The 24976-nt window shown below is 37.6% G+C and carries 25 protein-coding genes, 4 tRNA genes and 1 pseudogene; 19 read left to right on the top strand and 11 right to left on the bottom strand.

Going from position 1 to position 24976, the window contains the following annotated elements; translation table 11 throughout:
- The first annotated feature begins 105 nt into the window (after positions 1-105).
- From PR725_RS09040 to PR725_RS08990, 11 genes are all read left to right on the top strand, one after another.
- A complete protein-coding gene (locus PR725_RS09040; RefSeq protein WP_272568609.1) occupies positions 106-1659 on the top strand; it encodes an AbgT family transporter in 1554 nt (517 codons plus the stop codon).
- Between the two features lie 67 nt (positions 1660-1726).
- A complete protein-coding gene (pepT, locus tag PR725_RS09035; protein WP_123382045.1) occupies positions 1727-2959 on the top strand; it encodes a peptidase T in 1233 nt (410 codons plus the stop codon).
- 196 nt (positions 2960-3155) lie between these two features.
- Positions 3156-3842, top strand: a complete 687-nt coding sequence (locus tag PR725_RS09030) for a LuxR C-terminal-related transcriptional regulator (RefSeq protein WP_109911210.1) — start codon at positions 3156-3158, stop codon at positions 3840-3842.
- Complete coding sequence (gene uvrC, locus PR725_RS09025; protein WP_109911211.1) at positions 3809-5641, top strand: excinuclease ABC subunit UvrC; 1833 nt, start codon at positions 3809-3811, stop codon at positions 5639-5641. Before PR725_RS09030 ends, uvrC begins: the two co-directional genes overlap by 34 nt.
- A 57-nt stretch (positions 5642-5698) precedes the next feature.
- Positions 5699-6247, top strand: a complete 549-nt coding sequence (pgsA, locus tag PR725_RS09020; protein ID WP_004263394.1) for a CDP-diacylglycerol--glycerol-3-phosphate 3-phosphatidyltransferase — start codon at positions 5699-5701, stop codon at positions 6245-6247.
- Positions 6248-6413: 166 nt separating this feature from the next.
- A tRNA-Gly gene (locus PR725_RS09015) sits at positions 6414-6489 on the top strand.
- A 23-nt stretch (positions 6490-6512) separates the two neighbouring features.
- Positions 6513-6586, top strand: a tRNA-Cys gene (locus tag PR725_RS09010).
- Positions 6587-6593: 7 nt separating this feature from the next.
- Positions 6594-6680 (top strand) — tRNA-Leu (locus PR725_RS09005).
- A gap of 126 nt (positions 6681-6806) precedes the next feature.
- A tRNA-Leu gene (locus PR725_RS09000) sits at positions 6807-6893 on the top strand.
- A gap of 272 nt (positions 6894-7165) precedes the next feature.
- Positions 7166-7318, top strand: coding sequence for a hypothetical protein (locus tag PR725_RS08995; protein ID WP_042851570.1), 153 nt, complete (start codon positions 7166-7168; stop codon positions 7316-7318).
- A 124-nt stretch (positions 7319-7442) separates the two neighbouring features.
- Positions 7443-8003, top strand: a complete 561-nt coding sequence (locus tag PR725_RS08990; RefSeq protein ID WP_109911212.1) for a hypothetical protein — start codon at positions 7443-7445, stop codon at positions 8001-8003.
- Between the two features lie 26 nt (positions 8004-8029).
- Here the strand turns inward: PR725_RS08990 and PR725_RS08985 are convergent, their stop codons facing one another.
- Positions 8030-8587, bottom strand: coding sequence for an SMI1/KNR4 family protein (locus tag PR725_RS08985; RefSeq protein WP_196719035.1), 558 nt, complete (start codon positions 8585-8587; stop codon positions 8030-8032).
- Positions 8588-8755: 168 nt separating this feature from the next.
- On the opposite strand from PR725_RS08985, the gene PR725_RS08980 reads away from it, so the two are divergent.
- From PR725_RS08980 to PR725_RS08965, 4 genes are all read left to right on the top strand, one after another.
- The gene (locus PR725_RS08980) at positions 8756-9070 is read left to right on the top strand and encodes a DUF1090 family protein (RefSeq protein ID WP_115167415.1); all 315 of its coding nucleotides are present in this window, start codon (positions 8756-8758) and stop codon (positions 9068-9070) included.
- A gap of 125 nt (positions 9071-9195) precedes the next feature.
- Positions 9196-10395: an enoyl-ACP reductase FabV gene (gene fabV / locus PR725_RS08975; protein WP_109911334.1), complete on the top strand. Its 1200-nt coding sequence runs from the start codon at positions 9196-9198 to the stop codon at positions 10393-10395.
- Positions 10396-11192: 797 nt separating this feature from the next.
- Positions 11193-12398 carry a nicotinamide mononucleotide deamidase-related protein YfaY gene (locus PR725_RS08970; RefSeq protein WP_115167414.1) on the top strand — a complete coding sequence of 402 codons (1206 nt, stop codon included), beginning with the start codon at positions 11193-11195 and terminating at the stop codon, positions 12396-12398.
- A 6-nt stretch (positions 12399-12404) separates the two neighbouring features.
- Entirely contained in the window at positions 12405-13178 is a 774-nt protein-coding gene (locus PR725_RS08965; protein ID WP_109911216.1) for a nucleotidyltransferase domain-containing protein, read from the top strand.
- Positions 13179-13183: 5 nt separating this feature from the next.
- Here the strand turns inward: PR725_RS08965 and PR725_RS08960 are convergent, their stop codons facing one another.
- Positions 13184-13615 carry a DUF5339 family protein gene (locus tag PR725_RS08960; protein WP_042851572.1) on the bottom strand — a complete coding sequence of 144 codons (432 nt, stop codon included), beginning with the start codon at positions 13613-13615 and terminating at the stop codon, positions 13184-13186.
- A 132-nt stretch (positions 13616-13747) separates the two neighbouring features.
- The gene (locus PR725_RS08955) at positions 13748-14173 is read right to left on the bottom strand and encodes a universal stress protein (RefSeq protein WP_004910195.1); all 426 of its coding nucleotides are present in this window, start codon (positions 14171-14173) and stop codon (positions 13748-13750) included.
- A 326-nt stretch (positions 14174-14499) separates the two neighbouring features.
- Between PR725_RS08955 and PR725_RS08950 the strand changes: the two genes are divergently transcribed.
- Both PR725_RS08950 and map read left to right on the top strand, forming a co-directional pair.
- Positions 14500-14706: a ParD-like family protein gene (locus tag PR725_RS08950; protein ID WP_004910200.1), complete on the top strand. Its 207-nt coding sequence runs from the start codon at positions 14500-14502 to the stop codon at positions 14704-14706.
- Complete coding sequence (gene map, locus PR725_RS08945) at positions 14699-15469, top strand: type I methionyl aminopeptidase (RefSeq protein ID WP_004263445.1); 771 nt, start codon at positions 14699-14701, stop codon at positions 15467-15469. The genes PR725_RS08950 and map overlap by 8 nt, the downstream gene beginning before the upstream one ends.
- A gap of 66 nt (positions 15470-15535) precedes the next feature.
- Here map and PR725_RS08940 read toward each other — a convergent pair whose 3' ends face one another.
- The 5 genes from PR725_RS08940 to PR725_RS08920 form a co-directional block, all read right to left on the bottom strand.
- The gene (locus tag PR725_RS08940) at positions 15536-15967 is read right to left on the bottom strand and encodes a carboxymuconolactone decarboxylase family protein (protein WP_272568571.1); all 432 of its coding nucleotides are present in this window, start codon (positions 15965-15967) and stop codon (positions 15536-15538) included.
- A 106-nt stretch (positions 15968-16073) separates the two neighbouring features.
- Positions 16074-16850 carry a DeoR/GlpR family DNA-binding transcription regulator gene (locus tag PR725_RS08935; protein ID WP_109911218.1) on the bottom strand — a complete coding sequence of 259 codons (777 nt, stop codon included), beginning with the start codon at positions 16848-16850 and terminating at the stop codon, positions 16074-16076.
- Between the two features lie 3 nt (positions 16851-16853).
- The gene (locus tag PR725_RS08930) at positions 16854-17837 is read right to left on the bottom strand and encodes a D-threonate 4-phosphate dehydrogenase (protein ID WP_109911219.1); all 984 of its coding nucleotides are present in this window, start codon (positions 17835-17837) and stop codon (positions 16854-16856) included.
- Positions 17827-19101: a D-threonate kinase gene (gene dtnK, locus PR725_RS08925; protein ID WP_110731867.1), complete on the bottom strand. Its 1275-nt coding sequence runs from the start codon at positions 19099-19101 to the stop codon at positions 17827-17829. Before dtnK ends, PR725_RS08930 begins: the two co-directional genes overlap by 11 nt.
- A 10-nt stretch (positions 19102-19111) precedes the next feature.
- The gene (locus PR725_RS08920; protein WP_109911221.1) at positions 19112-20065 is read right to left on the bottom strand and encodes a 2-keto-3-deoxygluconate permease 1; all 954 of its coding nucleotides are present in this window, start codon (positions 20063-20065) and stop codon (positions 19112-19114) included.
- Between the two features lie 427 nt (positions 20066-20492).
- On the opposite strand from PR725_RS08920, the gene PR725_RS08915 reads away from it, so the two are divergent.
- Positions 20493-21437, top strand: a complete 945-nt coding sequence (locus PR725_RS08915; protein ID WP_004910213.1) for an SPFH domain-containing protein — start codon at positions 20493-20495, stop codon at positions 21435-21437.
- Between the two features lie 229 nt (positions 21438-21666).
- Here PR725_RS08915 and PR725_RS08910 read toward each other — a convergent pair whose 3' ends face one another.
- From PR725_RS08910 to PR725_RS08900, 3 genes are all read right to left on the bottom strand, one after another.
- Positions 21667-22410 carry an ankyrin repeat domain-containing protein gene (locus PR725_RS08910; RefSeq protein WP_181937010.1) on the bottom strand — a complete coding sequence of 248 codons (744 nt, stop codon included), beginning with the start codon at positions 22408-22410 and terminating at the stop codon, positions 21667-21669.
- 138 nt (positions 22411-22548) lie between these two features.
- Complete coding sequence (locus tag PR725_RS08905) at positions 22549-23757, bottom strand: NAD(P)/FAD-dependent oxidoreductase (RefSeq protein WP_109911222.1); 1209 nt, start codon at positions 23755-23757, stop codon at positions 22549-22551.
- Positions 23758-23889: 132 nt separating this feature from the next.
- Entirely contained in the window at positions 23890-24432 is a 543-nt protein-coding gene (locus PR725_RS08900) for an RrF2 family transcriptional regulator (protein ID WP_004910219.1), read from the bottom strand.
- A 258-nt stretch (positions 24433-24690) separates the two neighbouring features.
- Here PR725_RS08900 and PR725_RS08895 point away from each other — a divergent pair.
- Positions 24691-24933: pseudogene (locus PR725_RS08895) on the top strand (hypothetical protein); the annotation flags it as partial.
- Between the last annotated feature and the right edge of the window lie 43 nt (positions 24934-24976).

Below are 24976 nucleotides of genomic sequence, written 5' to 3'. Positions count from 1 at the left end.
ACTGGTTTATCCTGTTAAAACTAATCACAAAAGTATTTTACTTTTATATATAGGTTATTTACTGTTATAAAGTTTCTATTCTAATAACATAAGTAGCTTGTAAATATGACAACTAAAACACTTCCCAAGAAAAAAGGGTTCTTAAACCGTGTTGAGCGCATTGGTAATGTTATGCCTGATGTGACTATGCTGTTTGTTTATGCCCTGATTATATGTTGGTTTTTATCTTATCTACTTTCTTTCGTAGATTTTAGTTATTACCATCCTATTTCAAAAGAAAAAATTGCTATAGTTAATATGTTTCAGTATGAGGAAATAATATTATTTATTACTGCGGCAGTTAAAAACTTCATTAATTTCCCTCCTCTCGGTATAACGATAGTGGCAACGTTAGGTATTGGTATTGCTGAAAGCAGTGGTTTTATTAATACTGCATTGAAAAAAATGTTGTCGTTTATTTCTCCTAGAATGTTAACGCCTACCGTGGTGTTTGTCGGGATTGTTTCTCATATTGCTTCAGACTCTGCCTATGTGATTTTAATGCCAGTGGCAGCGATGATGTTTTATGCGAGTGGTCGTCATCCATTAGCTGGGATTGCTGCTGCATTTGCAGGTTTAGCGGGGGGATTTACTGCAAGTTATACGCCGTCAATTATTGACCCAATAATGCAAAGTTTTACGCAAGATGCCGCACAAATGCTAGCGCCAGGTTATAGCGTAAATGTTTTATGTAACTATTTTTTTAGTTTGGGTGGTACATTCGGGGTTATTTTCACGTGTTGGTTTATCACTGAAAAGATTGTTGAACCATGGTTAAATAAAAATTGTCCGATCAATTCAAACGAAGTGGATACTGATTCTGAAAAAGATTTAGGTAAAATTACGGCCACTGAGAATCGTGCTTTTCGTATTTCAGGTTTAGTGCTAATTGCGTTAGGTATCGGATTATTTGCATTGTTATGGCCAGAGAATTCTCCATTACGCGGGCCTGATGGCAGCTTAACTAGCCCTAAAGCACCTATTATGCAAATCGTTGTGCCTTTACTGTTTATTTTCTTTGCTTTGCCAGGCATTGTTTATGGTTATATGACGAAATCTTTTACGTCAACAAAAGATGTTGTTAAGGCAATGGAAAATATTACTAAGTCACTTATCCCATTTATTGTTTTTGCTTTTTTTGCTGCCCAATTTTTATATTCATTTCAACATTCTAATTTAGGCACATTATTAGCACTTTCAGGAGCTGAGTTATTACGTACACTTGATATGCCATCTGGAATGACTGTTTTTGGCGTCATTCTATTAACCGCTATTTTAAATATCATGATTACTTCAGCGACATCAAAATGGGCAATCATGGCGCCAGTATTGGTACCGATGCTAATGGCAGTGGGAATTTCACCTGAGTTAACACAAGCGGCATTTCGTGTCAGTGACTCAGCAATGAACGTGAGCACACCGATGTTTCCGTTTTATCCGTTAATCCTGATGTATTGTCAAAAATACTATAAAAATGCAGGAATAGGAACATTGTGCTCAATGATGATCCCGTTTACTGTTGGGTTATTAATTATTTTGACTTCAACATTATATTTGTTCTGGGCTTTTGATATCCCAATTGGTTTCGACAGCGGTTACATATGGCATCCTGCACAGTAAGTAGGGCCAATACCTTATCTATTAAGTAAGTAGATAGGGTAAATATAGTCAATGCAAGGAATATGAAATGAACGAATTAGGTAAACAATTAGAGCAGCGTTTTTACCGCTATCTCGCTATTGAAAGCCAAAGTGACGCAGCAAGCATAGTTGTTCCAAGTACAGAAGGGCAACGTGAACTAGCAAAATTATTAGCTCAAGAGCTTGAAAACTATGGTCTGAAAAATGTTTATATTGATGACCATGCCATCTTATATGCAATGCGTCCAGGAAATAAGCCTTCAGCGCCAAAAATAGGTTTTGTGACTCATTTAGATACTGTCGATGTTGGGTTATCTCCCATCATTAAGCCTCAAACTTTGAGGTATGAAGGCCAGGATTTATGTTTAAATGAAAAAGAAAACATTTGGTTTAAGACTGCCGAGCACCCTGAAGCTGCACCTTATATTGGTGAAGATATTATTTTTAGTGATGGAACCAGCGTACTGGGTGCTGATAATAAAGCCGCTGTAACGGTTGTTATGGAATTAATGCATAAACTGCAATATGCCGATTTTGATTGTGGGGATATCTACGTTGCGTTTGTACCTGATGAAGAAATTGGTCTACGCGGTTCTAAAATTATGGATTTAACCCGCTTTAATGTTGATTTTGCTTATACTATTGACTGCTGTGCGCTTGGTGAGGTTGTGTATGAAACGTTTAATGCAGCTTCTATCGAAGTTTCAATTAAAGGTATTACCGCACATCCCATGTCAGCTAAGAATGTATTATTGAACCCTATTCGGGTTGCGCATGATTTTATTGGCTGTTTTGACCGTTTTGATACCCCAGAGCACACAGAACATCGCGAAGGCTATTTTTATGTCACAGATTTAATCGCAAACCCTGATAATGCTAAAATTAAAATGGCGATCCGTGATTTTGACCGCCATAGTTTTGCAGCTCGAAAACGTTTTATAGAACAAGCTATTGAATTAATAAAAGCACGTCATCCAAGAGCAAAAATTGAATGCAGCATTGTAGATGTGTATAGCAATATTAGTGACTCGTTAGGTGATGATCGTACAGCGATTGATTTAATTTTCGATGCATTGAAAATTCAAAAGGTTGAGCCTAAAGCGATCCCGATGCGTGGTGGTACGGATGGTTCAGCTTTATCAGCAAGAGGCGTCTTAACCCCAAATTATTTTACTGGCGCACTTAATTTCCACTCATGCTTTGAATTTTTACCAATCAGTTCTTTTGAGAAAAGCTACCTAGTATCAGAAACTATTTGTCGTTTAGTTGGAAAAAAATAACGCATCAGTTAACTCTTAATAATAAGACCACTTAATAAGGTGGTCTTTAATTATTAATTTCCATGAGTCATTCACCTAAATTATAATTTAATATTATTTTTAATAAAACAAAGATAAATTAAAAAGTGTATATGACTTTTTTATTTATTCATTTATTATTTTCACAATTAATTTTAAAATCCAATAGGGGAATTAATTGATTAATATTATAATAATTGACGATAATAATATTGCAATTCGTGGTTTTGAGGCAGTTTTTTCACGTCATATACGCTATAAGGTTGTTGCTTCTTTTCCAGGTGTGGAACATGCGATTACATGGAATAGATGCCAGAAAGCAAATATGATTTTAATCAGTAGTGATAGCTTCCGTTATGATTCACTAAAAACAGTCCAGACACTGCGCAGAACTCAACCGGATGTTGGGATCATTATTTACAATGTCAGAAATAATCCGTCATTTTTTTTAAAAGCACTAGATATCGGTATTTTTGGTTTATTAAGTATCAATGTGACAGAAGAAGAGCTCATTGAAGCTATCCAGATTGTGAGTGTTAAACGGCGAATTATCTCTCCGGATATCGCGCAAGACCTTGCTCTCCAGCGGTTAATCTATAGCAATCAACAAGATATATATGATTTATTATCAGGGCGTGAATTGGAAATCATGTTAATGATTACTCAAGGGATACCTATCAAACGGGTGGCAGAGTCGCTTTCCTTAAGCCCTAAAACAGTAAATACCTATCGATATCGAATGTTTAGTAAACTTAATATCTGTAGTGATGTAGAATTAACTCATATAGCCATCAGTTATGGTTTAATTACAGCAAAACAGGGTTTATCCGAGTGTCAGAACAGTTCGAGCCGAAAGCTTTCTTAAAAACAGTCACTAATCAACCTGGTGTATACCGTATGTATGACGCTGGGGAAACGGTCATATATGTAGGGAAAGCAAAGGATCTTAAAAAACGCTTATCCAGTTATTTTCGTGAAAATGTGGGAAGTCGTAAAACAGAGCAGTTGGTTAAGCAAATCGCCTCTATTGATGTGACGGTGACTCATACTGAAACAGAAGCACTATTACTTGAACACAACTATATTAAGTTGTATCAACCACGTTATAACGTATTGCTGCGTGATGATAAATCTTATCCTTACCTATTTTTGAGCAGTGAAACACATCCTAGAATTTCGATGCATAGAGGGGCGAAACATGCGAAAGGTGAGTACTTTGGCCCTTTCCCCAGTTCTTATGCGGTGAGAGAAACACTGGCGTTAATGCAGAAGTTATTTCCGATACGTCAATGTGAAGATAGCATGTATCGAAATCGCTCAAGGCCTTGTCTGCAATATCAAATTGGCCGTTGCTTAGGTCCTTGTGTTAAAGGCTTGGTTTCCGATGAAGACTATAATCAACAAGTTGAATATGTCCGTTTATTTTTAACCGGAAAAGATAAACAAGTTTTGGCGGGTCTCGTTGAGCGTATGGAAAAGGCAAGTTTAGAACTACGCTTTGAAGATGCCGCACGTTTTAGAGATCAAATTCAAGCGGTAAGGGCTGTTACGGAAGAGCAGTATGTATCTGGGGACAGCGATGACCTAGACGTTATTGGCGTTTCTTTTGAGTCTGGCCTTGCTTGCGTGCATGTACTTTTTATTCGTCAAGGGAAAGTCCTTGGCAGCCGTAGCTATTTTCCTAAAATTCCAGCAGATACTCAGCTTGAGGAAGTGGTGCAAACCTTCTTAGGTCAGTTTTATTTACAAGGCAGCGAAAATAGAACGCTACCGGGTGAAATATTATTAGATTTTGCATTAACAGAAAAAGAATTATTAGCGGAGTCTCTTTCTGAGATAGCCGGACGTAAAATTAATATTCAAAGCCAGCCGCGTGGTGTGAGGGCTCGTTACTTAAAATTAGCGAGAACGAATGCATCAATTGCGCTTTCTACAAAATTAGCGCAACACTCGACGGTACAACAACGCATGGCAGCACTAGCAAAAGTCGTTAATTTAGAAAATATTAACCGCATGGAGTGCTTTGATATTTCACATACGATGGGGGAGCAAACCGTCGCCTCTTGCGTTGTATTTGATAAATCAGGGCCAGTTAAATCAGAGTATCGGCGCTATAATATTACAGGGATCACTCCGGGGGATGATTATGCGGCGATGCATCAAGTCTTAACGCGTCGTTATGGTAAACATATTGATGAAAGCAAAGTGCCTGACATCATCTTTATTGATGGTGGTAAAGGCCAACTAGGGCAGGCAAGGGATGTATTTAATTCACTTGAGGTCGATTGGGATAAAAAACACCCATTGCTAATTGGTGTAGCTAAGGGAAGCGACCGTAAAGCGGGGCTTGAAACGTTATTTTTAAAACCTGAAGGTGAAGGTTTTTCATTACCACCAGATTCTCCGGCGTTGCATGTGATCCAGCATATCCGAGATGAGTCGCATAATCATGCGATTACAGGGCATCGACAACGACGAGCAAAGGTCAAAAGTACTAGCGCATTAGAATCTATTGAAGGGGTTGGGCCAAAACGTCGGCAAATGTTGCTAAAATATATGGGTGGGTTACAGCCTTTACGTAATGCAAGTATAGAAGAAATCGCAAAAGTGCCCTCGATCTCATACGCCCTTGCAGAAAAGATTTATAATGCATTGAAACAGTGAGTGTCTTAGGGCAACATATTCATAATATCCAACTTGGTCAAAAAGTTAGTGAGCGTGATGAAATTAAACATACCAACGTGGTTGACATTATTTCGCGTCATCCTAATACCGTTTTTTGTATTAGCCTTTTATCTCCCTGTTACTTGGGGGCCGTTTGCATGTGCGCTTATTTTTGTTATCGCAGCGGTAACTGATTGGTTTGATGGTTTTTTAGCCAGATTGTGGAAGCAAACCACAAAGTTTGGTGCTTTTTTAGATCCAGTTGCTGATAAAGTCATGGTTGCAACGGCGTTAGTGTTAGTCACAGAAAGTTATGATGTTTGGTATGTGACTTTACCTGCGGCAACTATGATTGCACGTGAAATCATTATTTCATCTTTACGTGAATGGATGGCAGAGATAGGTAAACGTAGTAGTGTGGCTGTTTCTTGGATCGGGAAATTTAAAACAACAGCTCAAATGATGTCATTAGTCGGTTTATTGTGGCGCCCAACACCATTAATTGAAAACCTTTCAATTGCACTTATGTATGTGGCTGCTATCTTAACATTTTGGTCAATGTTCCAATATTTAAAGGCTGCATGGGGCGATTTGAGCGAAGCGTGATCGAAATGATTGAAAAAACAGCGAACGATCCAATTATTTCAATAATTGTATTGACTCGATAGGTGAAATCAGTAGAATGCAACGCATCGAACGGCAACATGGTTTACGAAAATAAATAAGTAAATCAGCCAGTTTGAAAAGCATAAGCTGAAAAGTGAAGCTTTACGCGGGAATAGCTCAGTTGGTAGAGCACGACCTTGCCAAGGTCGGGGTCGCGAGTTCGAGTCTCGTTTCCCGCTCCAAATTTCGAAAGAAATTCGGATAAGGCGCGTTAGCAAAGCGGTTATGCACCGGATTGCAAATCCGTGTAGCTCGGTTCGACTCCGGGACGCGCCTCCAAAATTTAGCCCAGGTGGTGAAATCGGTAGACACAAGGGATTTAAAATCCCTCGGCCTTTAGGCTGTGCGGGTTCAAGTCCCGCCCTGGGCACCATCTTAAAGTAATTAAACACCATTAAGTGTTTTATTTTAAGTTAGCTAACCACTATGCATCGTTATTGAATATATGGTTAGTTGGGTAAATTAATAATTTATCCAAGTTTGTGAGAAAGACAATTTGGCCCAGGTGGTGAAATCGGTAGACACAAGGGATTTAAAATCCCTCGGCCTTTAGGCTGTGCGGGTTCAAGTCCCGCCCTGGGCACCATCTCAATTTCAATCAGTGATGATTTGAAATTAACAATTAACCACCTATAGGTGGTTTTTTTGTATCTAATCCTCTTTAAATTCGTTGTATCTACTCAACTAATATCGGTTTGTTAGTTATATTTCTTCTTTATATTCAATGAATTATTTTTATAAGAGCGCAAAAGTTGCTTTGTTGTGTCAGCTAACGCGTAATTCGTGTAAAAAACCGTAAGTCAGACCGTTCTGTTGATGTTTTGTGGCACTATTTTGATTCTTGAAGAGGATCGAGCTATGTCTAACATGAAAACTGAAGTTGTTGTTGTACGATTAACGAAACACGAACGAGCACTACTAGACACAGTAAAAACAAAACCTTTATTAGCGGATTGGCTGAAAGAAATTGCTATGGCAAAGGCTAAACAGCAGGAGAGTAAAGAAGAATAAGATGGCCTTAACTACGCAGAAATCAATTGAGTCATTTAATGTAATGATAGAAAAGTTAATTTTTGATTAATTATTCGTTTTTGGTAGTATCAAATTAGATGACTTAATTGGAATTTGAGAAGTGATGAATAAAGGGATTTTGTTTACGTTAATACTGGTGTTTGCTTCTGGTTGTACAACGAAAAAATTGGATGCCCCCTATGGGTTCAAATGGGGGCAAACCCCCGTTGATATAAAAAAATTGCATTTAAAAGGATTACAATGCACTGAATTTGAAGAGGGAGGTGCTTTATGTTCATCAGAAAACTCTCCTCAAATAGCAAATAAACTGTTTTTATTGATGTTTTCTCGGGAAAAAAATACATTAATGTTAGTTTCTTCTCAAGGAAAAGATAGCCGCGACCAATCAGTCATTTTGGCCGAGTATGATGCGATTAACCAGAAAATGTTTGAAGCATATGGTTTGCCAAAGCAAACAATCGAGCGTTATAAACGGGATATTTATTTCTTAGATAAAATATCTGATGACGAAACAACGCCATTTAAGCGAGTTTATGAAAAAAATGGCATGCAGATTATGGTTGGTATTGTTAGTAATGCCCATTTTCGCAAAATTCACGATAAAAAAGATATTGTTTACTCAGTTATGGTTATCCATAATTTAATACCAACTAAACCGCAATAAGCGGTTATCAAGTTATTTGACACACGCTAATGTTTTTTATTTCGTTTAGTTATCAGCTCGCACATATCTTTTTGCCGCTGGATGAGTTCTTTAATTTCTGTCGCATAAGTGTCGATAAAGCTGCATTCGAGAGTGGTGGCTTCACCATCGAAAACTTCAACAAAAGTTCCATCCTGTTTTACGCCCCAATAATGGTTACCGTCACCCATGATTTTTAATAGTGGCAAAACATCGGTTAGCTCATAAAGTTCAACTAAACTTTCATAGGCATTTTGTATATTAGCCCATTCAGGAAGATCTTCTGCTTCGATTCCTAAAATGACTAAACCTCGATGAAATGTCCACGCTGGGCCAACATCGAATAATTTAGCTTCAGGCCATAATTCTTCTCGGGCCATGATGCAAAGTGCATTAGTTTTTTGCGAAAAGGCTAAAAAATCTTTGGGTAATGCTATTCCTGTGGATGTAGCTAAATTGGCAATTGCTTTATCCGTAGGAGGTTTAGCTGCAACAGCATGAAATTCATTTTTGTTAATATCTTGCAGTATTTCCCACATGCGGTCATGGAATTGATCTGGGGACATGATTATAAATTCCTTCATCTCAACAGTGTATGTTTCAAGAACACCTATCTTTCAATATTTTATACATAAGTGCGATGATTATTTAACTAAGATAAATCTCGTAGATGAAAATACTCATAAATGTTGGACTAGTAGAAATTATTTTATGAGTTATATCAGGAAATTATCATGAGAAAAACGTTATTAGTCGCTCTCTTGGCGCTATTTATCCCATTTTCTTCGCAAGCAGGCTCAAAATACTATGATTGCGGAAAAACGCTCATGAGTTTAGAGCAGCAACTGCGTCACGCTTCATACCATGGTAATAAAAACAAAGTGTCCAAAATCAGGAAGAAAATCCATAAAATTAGTAATAAGTGTTATGATAGCCACTCTGGCGCTACTAGAATATATGACCATTATTCTAGAGGAAAAGAAACTAGCCTTGAGCGGGAATTAGATTCATTACGTCGTGTTATTGAAGCGCTTAACGATTTAAAATAGATAATTAATGAGAAAATAAGCCATAAACTGGTCTGTTCTCCCTATTTATTTTCACTCTGTCTTAAGTAAATGGATAATATCAGGTATATTAGACCCTGATTGTTAGCTACCAAGAAAAAATGACTATGATTATCAAACCTAAAATTCGTGGTTTTATCTGCACTACAGCTCATCCGGCAGGCTGTGAAGCCAATGTGCGTGAGCAAATTGCCTACGTGAAATCACGTGGTGAACTGAAAAACGGCCCTAAGAAAGTTTTAGTTATTGGTGCATCTACCGGTTATGGCCTGGCCTCTCGTATCAATGCTGCATTTGGCAGCGGTGCGGCTACCATCGGTGTATTTTTTGAAAAGCCAGGCAGTGAAGGTAAAACAGGCTCTGCGGGCTGGTACAATTCTGCAGGTTTTGACAAAGCAGCGAAAGAAGAAGGCTTGTATGCGAAAAGCATTAATGGTGATGCTTTTTCTGATGAATGCCGTCAAACCGTTATTGATTTAATTAAACAAGATTTAGGCCAAATTGATTTAGTAGTTTATTCACTGGCCTCACCTGTGCGTAAAATGCCTGAAACAGGTGAAATCGTACGTTCGGCCTTGAAACCTATTGGCGAACCGTACAAATCTGTTGCTCTGGATACCAACAAAGATGTGCTAATTGAAGCCGTTGTTGAGCCCGCAAATGAACAAGAAATTGCAGATACAGTAAAAGTCATGGGCGGCCAAGATTGGGAACTGTGGATGAATGCATTAGATGAAGCAGGTGTTTTAGCTGATAATGCACAATCTGTGGCTTATTCTTATATTGGTACAGATTTAACATGGCCAATTTATTGGCATGGTACATTAGGTAAAGCAAAAGAAGATTTAGACCGTGCGGCTCATGCAATTAACCAAAAATTGCAAGCTAAGGGTGGGGCAGCGTATGTTGCTGTATTAAAATCTGTCGTAACACAAGCCTCTTCTGCAATTCCTGTAATGCCTTTATATATCTCTATTGTCTTTAAAATCATGAAAGAGAAAGGGATCCATGAAGGTTGTATTGAACAAATTCAACGCTTATTTGCCACTAAATTATTCAATGACGCAGTGCCAGATACCGATGAAAAGCATCGTCTACGTTTAGATGATTGGGAATTGCGTGATGATGTTCAAAATACATGTCGTGAAATTTGGCAGCAGTTGAATGATAATAACATCAATGAGCTAACAGATTACCAAGGTTATAAAGCTGAGTTTCTCCGTTTGTTTGGCTTCGGTCTAAACGGTGTTGATTATGATGCTGACCTTAGCGGTGAAGTGAATTTTGAAGTAAAAGAGCTGATTTAGTCGCTTTGTCCTTGATTGTTAATATCTTAGAAACCCGCTAATTGCGGGTTTCTTTTTTAGCTATCTTGTAAATCATATGCTTCTGCTTTATTTTGTTCATTAAATTATTCTACTACGATGGCCTCACCATCACGGATCAGTGTTTTAGAAATAATCGCTCCATTTTCATCAAATTCAGTTACTGTGCCAACAAGTTCTCCATTTTTAAAAGTACCAGTAATGCTTGGTTTTTACTTGGAGTGTTATGGTAGATTTTAAATGGTGCCTTATAGCGCGGTTAATTCGATATCGATACGGCCATTCTCATAGTAGGTTTTGATGTATTTATCCAGACATCCTTTAGATACCCAAGTTTTGAATTTTGGCTGGCCATTATCGTACTCAGTTTCAAATGCGCCTTCAGCAAGATCTTTAGGTGTTTCTGTGGAAGGAAACTCTATCGTTTTTAACTCATTTAATTCCCCAAATTTTGAATCTGAGTTTGAATTGGAATTTGTAGAGCCCCCAAGTTGACATCCGGAAATAAAAATAAAGAAAGTAGTGCGATAGACTTAATTAGTTTTAGCTTGAAAATGTAGCCTCTATTATTACGATAAAAAATAATGGATTCAATTGCATATAAAACTATAGCCTTTTTATGACTCACATATTGTGATAGTTATCCTAAACTATTTGTTTCTAATAGATTATAGGTGACTTTTGAAGAGCAGTTTTGCTGAATAAATATTAATGTTAGTCAGCTTAATAATAAGGTAATTTAGCAAGTTAATGTAATTTGCATAATAAGGGAGTTATGGATGTTAGTTGTTGAAATGTTGAGTACTGGCGATGAGGTTTTACACGGACAAATAATTGATACAAATGCCGCTTGGTTAGCAGACTGTTTTTTTCAACAAGGTCTCCCTTTGAGTAGCCGAACAACTGTTGGTGATGATTTAGATAGTTTAGTCGCTACTTTCCTTGAACGTAGTTTATCTGCAGATGTTCTGATTGTTAATGGTGGGCTTGGGCCAACAAGTGATGACTTAAGTGCTTTGGCAGCGGCTAAAGCTGCGGGAGTTCCATTAGTTGAGCATTCACAGTGGATTGAGGTTATGGAGCGCTATTTTATTGCCAGAGGGCGAGTTATGCCTGAGACAAATCGTAAGCAAGCGCTACTTCCTGCCAATGCGGAATTAATTGATAACCCAGTCGGAACAGCTTGTGGCTTTTCATTAGTTTTGAATGATTGTCTAATTTTTTTTACACCGGGGGTTCCTTCAGAGTTTAAAGTTATGGTGAATGAGCAAATTTTGCCGAGGTTACGTGAACGGTTTACATTGCCAGAGCCACCAATTTGTTTACGTCTAACCAGTTTTGGTCGTAGTGAAAGTAGTCTTGCGAAGCAATTTGATAGCTTACCTTTACCTGAAAATTGTGTTTTAGGCTACCGCTCCTCAATGCCTATTATTGAATTAAAACTGACGGGGCCTGCATCACAAAAAGAATTGATGGAGAGAGATTGGCAACTCGTGAAGCAAGGAGTAGGGGATAATCTGATATTTGAAGGTACTGAAGGTTTAGCACAAAAAATTGGTAACTTATTAAAAGAAAAGAAATTAAACGTAATAGCTAGTGAACAATATAGTGCTGGGTTATTAAATTGGACATTGGATTCAGCAGGAATCGTTATTTCTGACAGTCAAATTTTACCACTTGATGTGGAGCAAACATTAGAAACTCTAGCGCAAAGAGCTCAGAATATAACGATTAACCACCCCTTATCTATTGGTTTAGTGATTGGTGAATATCAGGAGCAGTATCTAAACGTTGCATTATCAACCCCAGATAAGTGTTATGTGCAAAGAATTCACTATTTACCAAATAATCATTCGCAGAAAGAAAAGCAAGAAGTCAGTGTAATGTTAGTACTAGATATGCTGTCTCGCTGGTTAAATGGTCGTGAGGTTATTGGCTATTATGAATGGTTAGTACAAACAGAAACACTTATCTTAGAGAGTTAGTGGGTTATGAAATTAAAAGATTATGCGTATATCCCTGTTCTTGAGGAAAGGCCTTTTCAATCGGAATTTCAGTTAGTAATAACAGAATCTATTTACTGGCTGAGTCACATACTAAAAGAAAAGCTCCATAGCCTATATGTTTATGGCAGTGTTGCAAAGGGCTGTGCAAAACCTCAACAATCAGATTTAGATCTGTGCATCATATTACGTGACGATCTTACCCAATTTGAGACAACCAGACTTAATGAAATACAACTACAACTAACGATTAGTCACACCGAGATAAGCAAAATTGATTTTGATATTGGTATACTTACGGATGTGATGAGTGAGGCTAATTTATATAGTTGGGGATATTGGATTAAGCATCATTGCCGTTGCATTTATGGGCATGATTTAGCTACATATTTTAGCCAACTTATCCCTTCGCGGGAAATAGCAGAAGCAGTTAATGGTGATTTTGTTAATGTACTCAATGATTATATTGACCAAATTAATCATTGTAATGATGACGCTGAACTAAAGTTATTATATCGGGCGGCATCGAGAAAACTCATTCGTTCGACCAACATTTTACGTTGGAAAAAAGACAATGACTGGCCAGAAACATTATCTGAATATACACAGAAATTAGTCCAACGTTATCCTGAACGGCAATTTGAGATAAATTATTTTTTATATCAAGGAACTGTTCCGTTTGCTGATGAGCAATTCGTGGGGAAACTAATCCAGTTTATCAATTGGTTAGATTGTGAGCGCTCTAATAGTATTAATAAATAAACCCGTTATAGCTCATCAGGCTGCAGTGCATTAACGATATAATTAATACTTGAAACACCCTTTTTGCAGGCCTTGTCTTTTAATATAGTCGGAGTTTTATCAATAGCCATTTTTACTGAAGACAGTTGATCTGTGTAGGTTTGTGCCCCAATAATCTCTGGATTATTATTTAAGTATTCAATAACTTCATCAACTTTTTGATAAAATTGGCCACAGGAGTCACCATCAATTTCTAAGGTTTTTAATTCATTTAGCGTATTTGGAATCAGTTGCTTGGTTTGCTGTTGTACCTGCTCGATATACTTTCCTGTTTTTACTTGCTCAACGATAGTCATTACCTGATTTTTCATGTTAAAAAACAAGGTAATAGATGTAATTAAGGCGATAGCAAGAATAATGTTGATGCTTATACTGATCCAGAGAAAGTATCTTTTCATTACATTCCTTGAGTGAAAAATAAACCTGTAATATATAGCCTAGTAGAGTGAATAATGTCGATATGTAAGCTTAACACGAAAAAACAAGGTAACCCAATAATAGGTTACCTAGGTTATTATAATTGATAGTGGTTATCGAACCGTTAAAACAGAAATTTTTGAATTTTGAATAACCATTGATGCTGTCGAACCTAAAAAATATGTGGACATACCGGGACGCTTTGAGCCAATTACAATTAAATCAGCAGAAATTTCTTCAGCAACGCGTAAAATCTCATCTCTTGGTGTTCCCATTAAAACTTGCGCGCTGTACTTATCACTTGAAAGATTAAATTCTTTAATAATCTCAGTGAGTTGTCTTGTTACATTATCTTGTTCACTATCCGCTTTTTCAGCAAAACCAAATCCCATCGTGGTATAGAAAGGGATAGTAGGAATAATCGCTAAAAAATGAATGTGTGCTTTTTCATATTCAGCAAGGTATTGAATATGTGCCATAACTAAATGTGCTAAGCTTTTTTCTGTTATATCAATCGGAACCAAAATCTTATTATACATATTTTTCTCCAGCTTTTATTTATTGAGTTCATGCAGTAATCGGGTCGTTAGTTTATAAAGAGTAGAGCTGTTAAATTAGTAAATGGCCGAGTCAATCAAAATAATGTTAATTTACACATAGGAATTACATACCTCGGGCTCCATCATAGCGGATCAACAAAATAAATACTTTGATGGCGGATTTAACTTAAGAAACTTAATGGTGATATTTATAGGCTGTTTTTCATGCGCTTTGTGCTATACAAAACGTGAGTACTTTGAATCATCACCTTCCTGTTATATGATCTATACATGGTTTGTATACATATCATATTGTTGAGGTTATTTTGGGTATCGTAAAAATTTCAGATGAATTGCATGATTATCTACGCCATGCGAGCCAAGTTATGTCCCGGTCGATTAATTCACAGGCAGAATTTTGGATTAAAATTGGAATGCAAGCTGAATTAAACCCGAATAAGACATTTACTATGTTAATCAATGAAATGTTAGAGAAAGAGTCAATTGAATTAAAAGGAAAGGTTCATGAATAATATTACAATTAAAACAGCAGAAGAAATTGAACTGATGCGTGAGTCTGGACGACTTTTGGCTAGTGTTTTTAAGATGTTGGATTCATTTATCGTACCTGGTATTTCTACGATGGAAATTAATGATAAAGTTGAAAGCTATATTGTTAATGAGTTACAAGCAAGGCCTGCCAGTAAAGGGCAATATGGCTACCAATATGTTTTGAACACGTCTCTAAATGAAGTCGTTTGCCATGGCGTTCCAAAAACAGATGAAATTTTAAAAGCAAAAGACATTATTAATGTTGATATTACGCTAGAGAAAAATGGTTTCATTGCCGATTCAAGTAAAATGTATGTGATGCCGGAAGCTTCACCACTGGCACGTAAGTTAGTTAAAGATACTTATGCCGCTATGTGGGAAGGCATAAAGCAAGTTAAACCAGGCGCAACGTTAGGTGATATTGGTTCTGCTATTCAACATTATGCGGAATCTAAAGGTTATAGTGTTGTACGTGAATATTGTGGGCATGGTATTGGCCGTGAAATGCATGAAGACCCGCAAGTTCTTCATTATGGCGTACGAGGGAAAGGGGTAGAATTAAAAGAAGGAATGACATTTACGATAGAGCCAATGATCAACCAAGGTGGAATGAAAATTAAAACAAAAAAAGATGGCTGGACAGTCGTAACGCGAGATAAAAAATTATCTGCTCAATCGGAACATACGGTATTAGTTACTAAAGATGGTTATGAAGTTTTAACACTACGCGATGAAGAAAAATAGCGTTAAAAATAGAGTTTATAAGCTTGCTGCCATTATGGTAACAAGCTTTTTTTATGCAAATTTTTACTATTGTCTCAGTGCTATTGCTATACGATTAAATGCACTCATTAAACCAATAGCGATGGTTAGATCAGAAATTTGAGCATCAGAAAAATGGTGTTTTAATTCATTAAAGAGAGCATCTGATGTACTACTGGTAGCTATATTAACAACCGCTTCTGTCCAAGCTAATGCAGCGCGTTCTAATGCATTAAAATGATGACTGACCTGCCAGCCAGCGAGAGTATCAATTTTTTTGTTACTAACGCCATTTGAACGCAATGAATTTGCATGCATATCTAGGCAAAATGCACAGCCATTGATTTGTGAAACTCTTAAATAGATGAGTTCTATCAGTTCGTTATCTAACCCGCTCTTATCCAATGCATTTTTGCAATCAATAAGCCCTTTATAAGCTTCAGGTGATAAATTGTAATAGGCTAATCTCAGTTCACTCATGAGTGATTCCTTACATATTTTGTTGTCAGATAAAATGCAATGTTTGGTGCGGTTTGGTTGGAAGGTTGCGCTACTTTATTTTATAAAGAAATCACGTTCAATAGCATTAAGTGGCATTTGTGGAAACCAATATTAGATTAGTACGACAAGAATCTATAAATTTTTGATGAATATCGAGAGGAAGTTGGTTGTCTGTAATAATATCTGTGAATTCGTCTATTTGAGCGACACGAAATAATGACCATTTACCGTATTTACTACTATCAGCAAGCATAACAGAACGTGTAGCATTTGTTATTAGATCACGTTTTAGCCCAGCTTTTTCTTCTGTTGGTGTTGTAATTCCTTTTTCTAAACTCCAAGAGTTACAACTAATGAATGCGATATCAGGATAAATACTACGTAATAAAACGCGCCCATGCTCACCAATACAAGATTGGCTACTATCGTCAATTCGTCCACCAACAATTGTGACTTCAATTTGTTTGAATTCAGAAAGAAAAAGAGCAATATGGAGGTCAGAGGTGATAACACGCAGGGGCATATGAGTGAGCTCCCGCGCTAGCTCAAGCATGGTTGTTCCTGCGTCAAGTAAAACTGTGCTACCTGGTTCAATTAAACGGGCTGCTGTTTTCGCAATAGCCCGTTTTTCTCTTAGATTACGCTGGTTTTTTTCCGATGTAGTGGGCTGAACAGGAATGAAACGATTGAGGGTTACACCGCCATGTGTGCGAGAGATAACCCCAGTTTCATCAAGTTTAATGAGATCACGCCGGATAGTAGCCGCTGATACGGATAGTGCTTGTACTAGTTCCTCAACAGTGACGAGGTTATGCTGTTTAAGATACTCAAGTATTAAATCTAATCTATCCATTGTGCTCATTAGTTATACTACATTCATCGCAAGTTTAAGTGAGATGGCCATACTTTCAGGATTTGCTTTACCCGTCCAAGCAATATCAAATGCGGTACCGTGATCGGCAGATGTGCGCAAGAACGGAAGACCCGCAGTGATATTAACACCATCATAAAAACCTAATAATTTCAAAGGAATATGACCCTGGTCGTGATACATGGCAACGACAATGTCATATTGCCCTTGATAGGCTTGTAAAAATACAGTATCTGGAGGACAAGGGCCATAAACATCAATACCTTCAGACCTTACCTGTTCTATAGCTGGTTGTAAATATACGATTTCTTCATCACCAAATAAACCATTTTCCCCAGCATGAGGATTAACGCCTGCGATAGCAATACGCGGTTTTTCATAACCAACGCGTTTTAAAAAGTCTGATGCGATACGAGACACGGTTATGATACGCTCGCTATTTAATGTATCTAAAAATTTACGCAATGCAATATGTGTCGTGACATGGATGACTTTTAATTTTTCTGTATAAAGCACCATGGCATAATCTTTGGTATTGGTTAGCTGGGCAAGAAGTTCAGTGTGACCTGGGTAGTTGTGCCCAGCAAGGTGTAATGCTTCTTTATTTAAAGGTGCAGTAGCAATCGCTTTCACTTCGCCTGCGAGTGCTAGTTCAGTCGCACGTTTAATACAACGAAATGCTAAGTCACCAGCTTGAGCTTGGACCTTGCCCGCAATAAGCGCGCTAGGATCGGCTAAGGGTTCATCAATAATATTGATGGTATCCGCTGAAAATTGAGCTTCTTTGATATTTTGTATCACATTGATTTTTACCTGAGGAACTAACCCCGATTTAATTAATCGCTGCATTGTTGATGCACAACCGATAACAACGGCAGAGGCTCCTGCAAGTTCACCTTCTGCAAGGGATTTGACGATAATTTCTGGGCCAATACCAGCAGGATCTCCCATCGTAATAGCAACAACATTATTTTTCACAATAAATTTCCTCAATATATTTGATGGCTTCGCATAAAGTGGTTATTTGACCAAACCCTCCCGCTTTGGTGATCACGGGTAAATCATCAATTTCACTGTCAATAAAAGTGCCGCAAGGTATACATGGCATTACTTCAGATTGAATTCGATAACCTTTTGCTCCCAAAGTATTGGCAACCGCAATCGCAATATCTCCACCTGTTAAAAAAAGTCCCCCGATGCTGGAAACAGACAGCGTTTTTAAGGTCAGCAAACTAATAAAGTCGCTGATATTTTTTCCCAATTCATTACGTGTCATACCGTAGGTAGTGCATAGGTCATCAATATGATGCCTATCTTGCACATCTCGGCTGGTTCGTATGATGGTGTGTTTTTGTTGGTTTAATGTTTGACTAATTTCTTTGATGAGCGCAGCCATATAGTTATCTTGTGTAGTGGCTGCAAGTACTTGCGTTACATCAACATCAATAACACTGGCATCACAATGCGTTTGTGCATAGTTTACCTGTTCAATTGTTGCGCTGCTCATTGAGCCAGCGACAATAAATAACGGTAGCCCTTGCTTTTTATCCATGAAAATAATCTCAGGCAATGCATTTGCAAAGCCCGCAGCTCCAACGAGTAGGCAAGGTTGAGCTATTGAAAATACAGCCTTAGCAATTAGGGTTAGATCTTCATCATTTTCAGCATCCGTGACGATGATACTGGCTTGCGTTGGCTTTTGTGCTTGTAACCATGTTACGAATTGGCCTGAACGTATTTGGTCTAGATACACTTCAATAACAGGCAGGGTAGTCTGTTGATGGACGATAGTTTGGATGCGTGATGAAACTATTGGTGTTTTAGGGTCAGAAGCAAATTCAGTTTCAACAAGTGCTTTTCCATGAACGAGGCATTCACCATTTAACGTTACGCGTCCTGCCGCAGGAATAGCTGCGGCAACAATAGCAAATTTTAAGCCTGTTTCTGACATAATTGTCTCTATTTCTGCACCGATATTACCGCGAAATGTTGAGTCAATTTTTTTATAAATGACAGGTTTATCCTTCTGAGATAAAAAAGGTTTCAGGCTATTTCGTAGGTTTTCTGAAGCAACTTGTGCATTTAATGCACGACTTTCTGTGTTAAGCACAACGACATCAGCAAACCAAGAATGTTTTTGTGTACTATCAAGAAGTATCTCTGTACGCGCATGCTTTTTAGCAAATTGAACACCGGTATCATTTGCCCCTGTAAAGTCATCCGCAATAACTAATAGCTTCATAAATAACTCCTTACTCTTCAGTTTGTTGGGGTTGTCTTGCTTGTTGACGTTTAGCAACCCAAGAGGTCAGGATAGGGGTTAGAATAGCGGTGGTAATCACGGATGCAGCAATCAATGGAGCCGCAGAAAGCGCGATAGCCTCTAAGGATGGGTCGGCTTGTGCGATAGCGAGTGGTGTTGCCACTGCATTTCCTGCGGTACTTGAGGCTGCAGCACCTGCTATACCAGAGCCTCCAACTAGACGGTCTGCTCGAATATTAAACCAGCCGCCAACAAACGTAGTCAGCGCACCGAGTAAAATACCCGCGAGCCCACCTTGTAATAGCATTTCTAAGTTGATCCCTGCGCCTAGTGCAAACGCGAAGAAAGGAATTAATATTGGTCCACCTTTTGTTAGAAAATCGCGCATATGTGGGTCTAGATTTCCTAAGATCATACCAACAATTAACGGAACAAGAACCGCTACTAATGCCATTAAAGGGATATTTGCCATACCAGCTGCGCCTAGCGCGATCATCGTAAAGAAGGGGCCATCATTAAGAGATAAAATTGAGATAGCACCAACGTCTCGTTTATTACCAAACTCCCCAACTAAAGCGGCATATAAACCACCATTTGAATTACTCATTGCTGCAATAATTGCAACACCAGTTAAACCAAAAATCCCTTCCATTCCAAAGAGATAATCGACTCCTAGGCCAAGAGCAATCGCAACGACTAATTTTGTTAAGGTAATTGTACCTCCTTGTAATAAAGCTTGAGGTGCTGCCTTGAAACTAATTCCTGCACCCATACAAAGCAAGAATGCGCCAATAAGAGCAGGAGCACCATTTTTAAATAGTGATGTCGTAAAGCCACCGATTTCGAGAGCTTGAGGAGCAAAGGTGTTGATTAGGGCACCAAGTACTAATGGCACAACCATCATGCCACCAGGTATACGTTCAATCGATTTTTTTATTTGCATGGTTTTCTCCGCCATGATTTATTTTAGTCAAAATGATTATATTTAATCAATCAAAAACAACAGTGATCAAGATCGCAATAATCCCCTTTATTATTAATCGGCGTTACATGCTTAAAATTGCTGTTTTTATGGTTGAAAATAACGATTTATTGATTTTAAGATGGGGTGAACGTCATCTCAACTGATTAAGGTGGTGATTATAAATAATCATTCATATGTTTTATGATTGAAAATAAGCAGTAATAATTTAAAAGGATAAAACTAGCTTTATAAAAAAATTATCTGTAATGACTTATCAATACATTTTTACCAAGATAGAAACAGTAAATTTAGTGTTTTTAAATTTAGGATTATTAGACTTGTAGTTAGAAAGCAAGTAGTGACAATAGGCGCTTTATTATAATTATTATTTGATAGGGATTAACTCATGCAATTTAAATCAATGATTAAATTGGTTGTTGGCGCTGCATTACTACTAGTTATCGGCCTTGTAGGTATTAACTCATATACCATTGTCCAAGATGGTTCGGTTAAGGTAGGAACATTTTTAGGAAAAGTCGATCCAGTTGCTTATGATGCAGGTTTACATTTTCCAATTAACCCGTTTACAACGTTTGATACGTACTCAACAAAAGATATTCGTGTATCACTAAAAGAGCTAAGAGTACCTTCACAAGATAAACTAAAATCTATTGTTGATATTACGGTAATGCTTCAGTTTGATGGTTCTAAAGCTCCGGTATTACGTATTAATGGTGGTACAGAAAGTGAAGCTTTAGATAAATATGTACGCCAAAAATTGATTTCAACGATTTTGGAATTTGGTAAAGATGTTGCTAATGCGCAAGATCTTTATACAGCAGATACACAAAGAAAATTACAAGAATCTATTCGTGATGCTATTCAAGGGTATGCATCCCCTTATGGCTATACAATAAAAGAAATTATGATCCAAGATATTACTTTGCCTGAAGTTGTACAAGAGCAAGTGGTTAATACTAAAATGCGCCAAGAGCAAATTAACCAAGCAAAAGCAGAGGCAGAAAAAGAGCGTGAATTAGCTCAGAAAAAGGTTGTTATTGCTGAAGCGGAAAGAGAGTCTGCTGAACAACAAGCCATCGCTAGAGAACGTAATGCACAAGCAAGTTCATTTGCGATGCGCCAAGAAGCGGATGCAAAATTGTATGCTGCACAGAAAGAAGCTGAAGCTAATGCGATATTACAACGTACTATTACCCGTGAAATGATCAATTGGAAACAGTTAGAGATTGAACAAATTAAAGCTCACAAATATAAAGGTGAGGTGCCTAATATTGTGGTTGGTGCAGACTATGATGGCAAAATGATTATGGATATGCGTAATAGCCAGTAATTTTCATTAAAAGAATGACTACATTTACAACCTGTTCTATTAAGCTTGAAGTAACCACATAAAGTTGGGCACTTTTAGTCAATTGATTGTATAGCCTGATTTCGATATATAATCGGAATCAGGCTATTTAATATATAGAAGGGTACGTCCAATACTTTTGTTATGCTAAAAATAACTTATTTGCATGATTGGTGAAAATAATTCTGTTATTACCCAATATTCCTATAAATCAATTACAAGATGGTTTACCGGTACGATGATTTAGTGCACCATTATCAATAAGGAATTTTTGCATTTCTGGAAGATTATTTTTACATGCATAAGTTAATGCACTTTGGTCATAAGAAAACATGGTTACATCATCAGTCGTTGTACTTCGGTTAATATCTGCGCCTTGCGATAATAAGTATTTAACCGTTTCCATTCTATTATTACTTGCAGCTATCATGACTAATGTTTCACCATCACTTTCAATTTGCTGATTATTCAAGTCTACTTCGTCTTTCATTAGCTGATGGACTTTTTTTACAACATTGACATTATTACCGAGTACCGCGGATTTTAGTACGTTATATACGTCACCTGTATCGGTTGCCCAAAGATTAGCATTTTGGGATATAAGATAATCAACCATTGCTTCATCACCAATAAAGGCCGCCCATCCCAGAGCCGTTTGGTCTAAGCTACCGGTGTCTTTGGCTTCTATATCTTGCCCCTCAGTAACCATTTGTTTTACTTTGTCTAAATCTCCCTGCTTTACGGCATCAAACCATTCGGCATTGACGCCTTCACTAGGGCTTTCATAGAAGACTCTCCAAGGTAAACGTTCTTTATTCGCTAGTTCGACCATCGTAGCGTAATCTGTTTTAAAATGCCTATATTTTAAAGGGTTATTATTATTAACAACTTGGGCTTGTGATACTGACCCAAAAGTAAGTAATGAAAAAGCAAATATAATTTTTTTAATATACATATTTAAACCTTATTAATATTTAGTTATTTATCAGTATTGAAAAATAAACGACACAAAGCAATACAAATCATACTTATTGTATTTTTATGCGGTTATTCCGATTTATTTTACTTGAATATATTAAATCTAAATTTTACCTCAAGGAACGATGACATAATCTGGAGCGGCGATAGCAAATAGCTCATTTTTTTCTAATTCAGGCGGGTATATCCACTTAGTATTTATTTCTTGTTTTATTTTTTTCCCTTCCTTTTTAATATAATGTATTTCTCTCTGCCAACCTTCGGTATAAAGAGCCCCCCAAGCCCCTAAATCAAGGCAGGTTACATATTTAGGCTGACTGTAAGGATGAAGAGGAAGCCCTAACAGTTCAGCGGCTGCATTATGCCCTGCAACACGGCCTAAACTTAGGGCATGTTGGCAAGTCATTAAATTATGATTTCCTTGATTATCAGTGGGAGCTTTGACAGTATCTCCTGCGACGAAAACATTTGAGACAGCTTGTGCGTGTAAATAATTATCCGAGATAATCCTATTACTAGCGTCACGTTCACCGCGAATCTGTTCCGTTAGAGAACTTGCTTTTACTCCTGTCGCTAATACGACAGTATTTGATTCTATGTACTCACCGTTTGACAGAGTAACTCCATCATGGCTTAGTGCTTCGACTCGTAATCCCGCGCGTAATTCAACGCCACATTCAATTAAAGCTTGTTGAATTACAGGAGAGATGTCTGCTCCCATTCCGGCTCCCACAGTGGGTTCTGAGTCAATTATAAATACTCGGCTCTTTGTAGATCCACCTAGAATTTTTTTCAGGCGTGTTGGCATTTCCGCGGCGCTTTCTATGCCTGTTAACCCTCCACCTACTACCACAACGGTGTTTCTAGCTAAAGTTTCCGGTTTGTTCTTTAGTGCTTGTAAATGTGTTTCAAGACGATGCGCAGCTTCTAATGAATCAACATCAAAGCCATACTTATCAAATCCAGGAACAGGAGGTACGTTTAATTGGCTACCCGTTGCCAGAATAAAGCGCTCATAAACTAGTGAAGTTTGGTTGCCATTAGCTAGATTAATGGTTAATAATTTTGCATCTGTATCGATATTTTGGATTTTACCTGCAATATATTCAACTCCGACGGCAGCTAGCTGCTTTGAAATATCTGGGGACATATTATCCAGCTTTGCTTCATATAAACGCGGTCGTATAGTGAGGTTAGGCCTTGGTGAAATTAAAATAACTTTGATGCTATTTTCTTTATTAGCTTGTGAAATTACCCGCATTGCTGAAATAGCAGCCCAAAAACCAGCAAAACCAGATCCTGCAATAACAATTTTAGCTGTCATTATTGAATTCCTTTGAAGATTAACTTTAAGTGCTCATTTGCAAATTTTAAATAATAAAAACCCGCACCAGTGAAGATGTTATTAATTAAATACAAACGATGTGAATTTAAGGTAAGGCTATAGGATTATATGTTATGTTTTCCCACGACCTCCTTTGTTTGAACGAACTGTTCTAGCCTCAATTTTTTGATCCATCCAGGAGTTTACATCTCTATAAAAGCTATTAGGCGCGATTTGACATAGACGCTGCGCCACATCAGCAAGGGTTTGGTTAGCTAATACATCTCTCATTGCATTTTCAGCTTGAAGAATGACTTTATGTACGGAGCAGGTACCAGAAATAGCCCATTGTGGTAGACCATTTTCTTCGAAAACAGCACAACGGCGCCGTATTTCCTGGCACTCGAAAAGAGGTTTATAGCCTTCTATTGCATCAATTATAGATAGAAATGTAATTTTTTCAGGAGGCAATGCCAATCGATATCCACCTCTAATTCCCTCATTCGAACTCACGATCCCAGCCTTTTCTAACCGAGGCAAAATTTTTGCTAGAAAACTTGGAGAGATGCCTTGTAACTCTGCAAGTTCTCTACTGCTAAGAGAGCGTTCGGGATTATCAACAAACCAAAGTAGACAATGGATACCATATTCAACACTGACAGTAATGTGTGCCATTTATTTAAAGTTCCTAAGCATCTATTTATAAACAAGGACAATACAGGTCTCCGTTTTAATTGTCAATAGAACTAAGATAAGGTTAGTCCGCGTTATTAATGTAAGCTGCAACAAGTTGCATTATGGCATTTGATAAATAGAGCTATGGGGCTACAAGCGCTGTCCTTTGTCGTACATATTTCTATGTATGATCCTTAGTTAGAGGCGCTTCATCTTAAGATTGAACGAATTTTTATTGATATATTGAATGAAAATCTAAATGCGGTTTGGTTTTTGCTGAGCTTTTTTGCTATCTGTTCAAATATTCTTATTGGTTACAATATACGCGGAACAAAAGGGAAAAATTGGTTGATACTCATATTGCCATCATTAACCACGTTAGCACTATTTATGATTGCGGAAATTGATGTTCCCGGAGAAGGTATGATCCACGTAACACCGGATGATTTAATTATGCTACAGGAGTTTTTATTTAGAGATGGGGCTTGGCTGGGAAAGTAGGGTAACCGCAAACAACTCCCCACTCGCAAATTTGCGATGGGGA

The sequence above is a fragment of the Providencia sp. PROV255 genome, assembly GCF_028478065.1.
Lineage (GTDB): Bacteria > Pseudomonadota > Gammaproteobacteria > Enterobacterales > Enterobacteriaceae > Providencia > Providencia rettgeri.
This window is presented reverse-complemented; position numbering and strand designations above follow the sequence as displayed.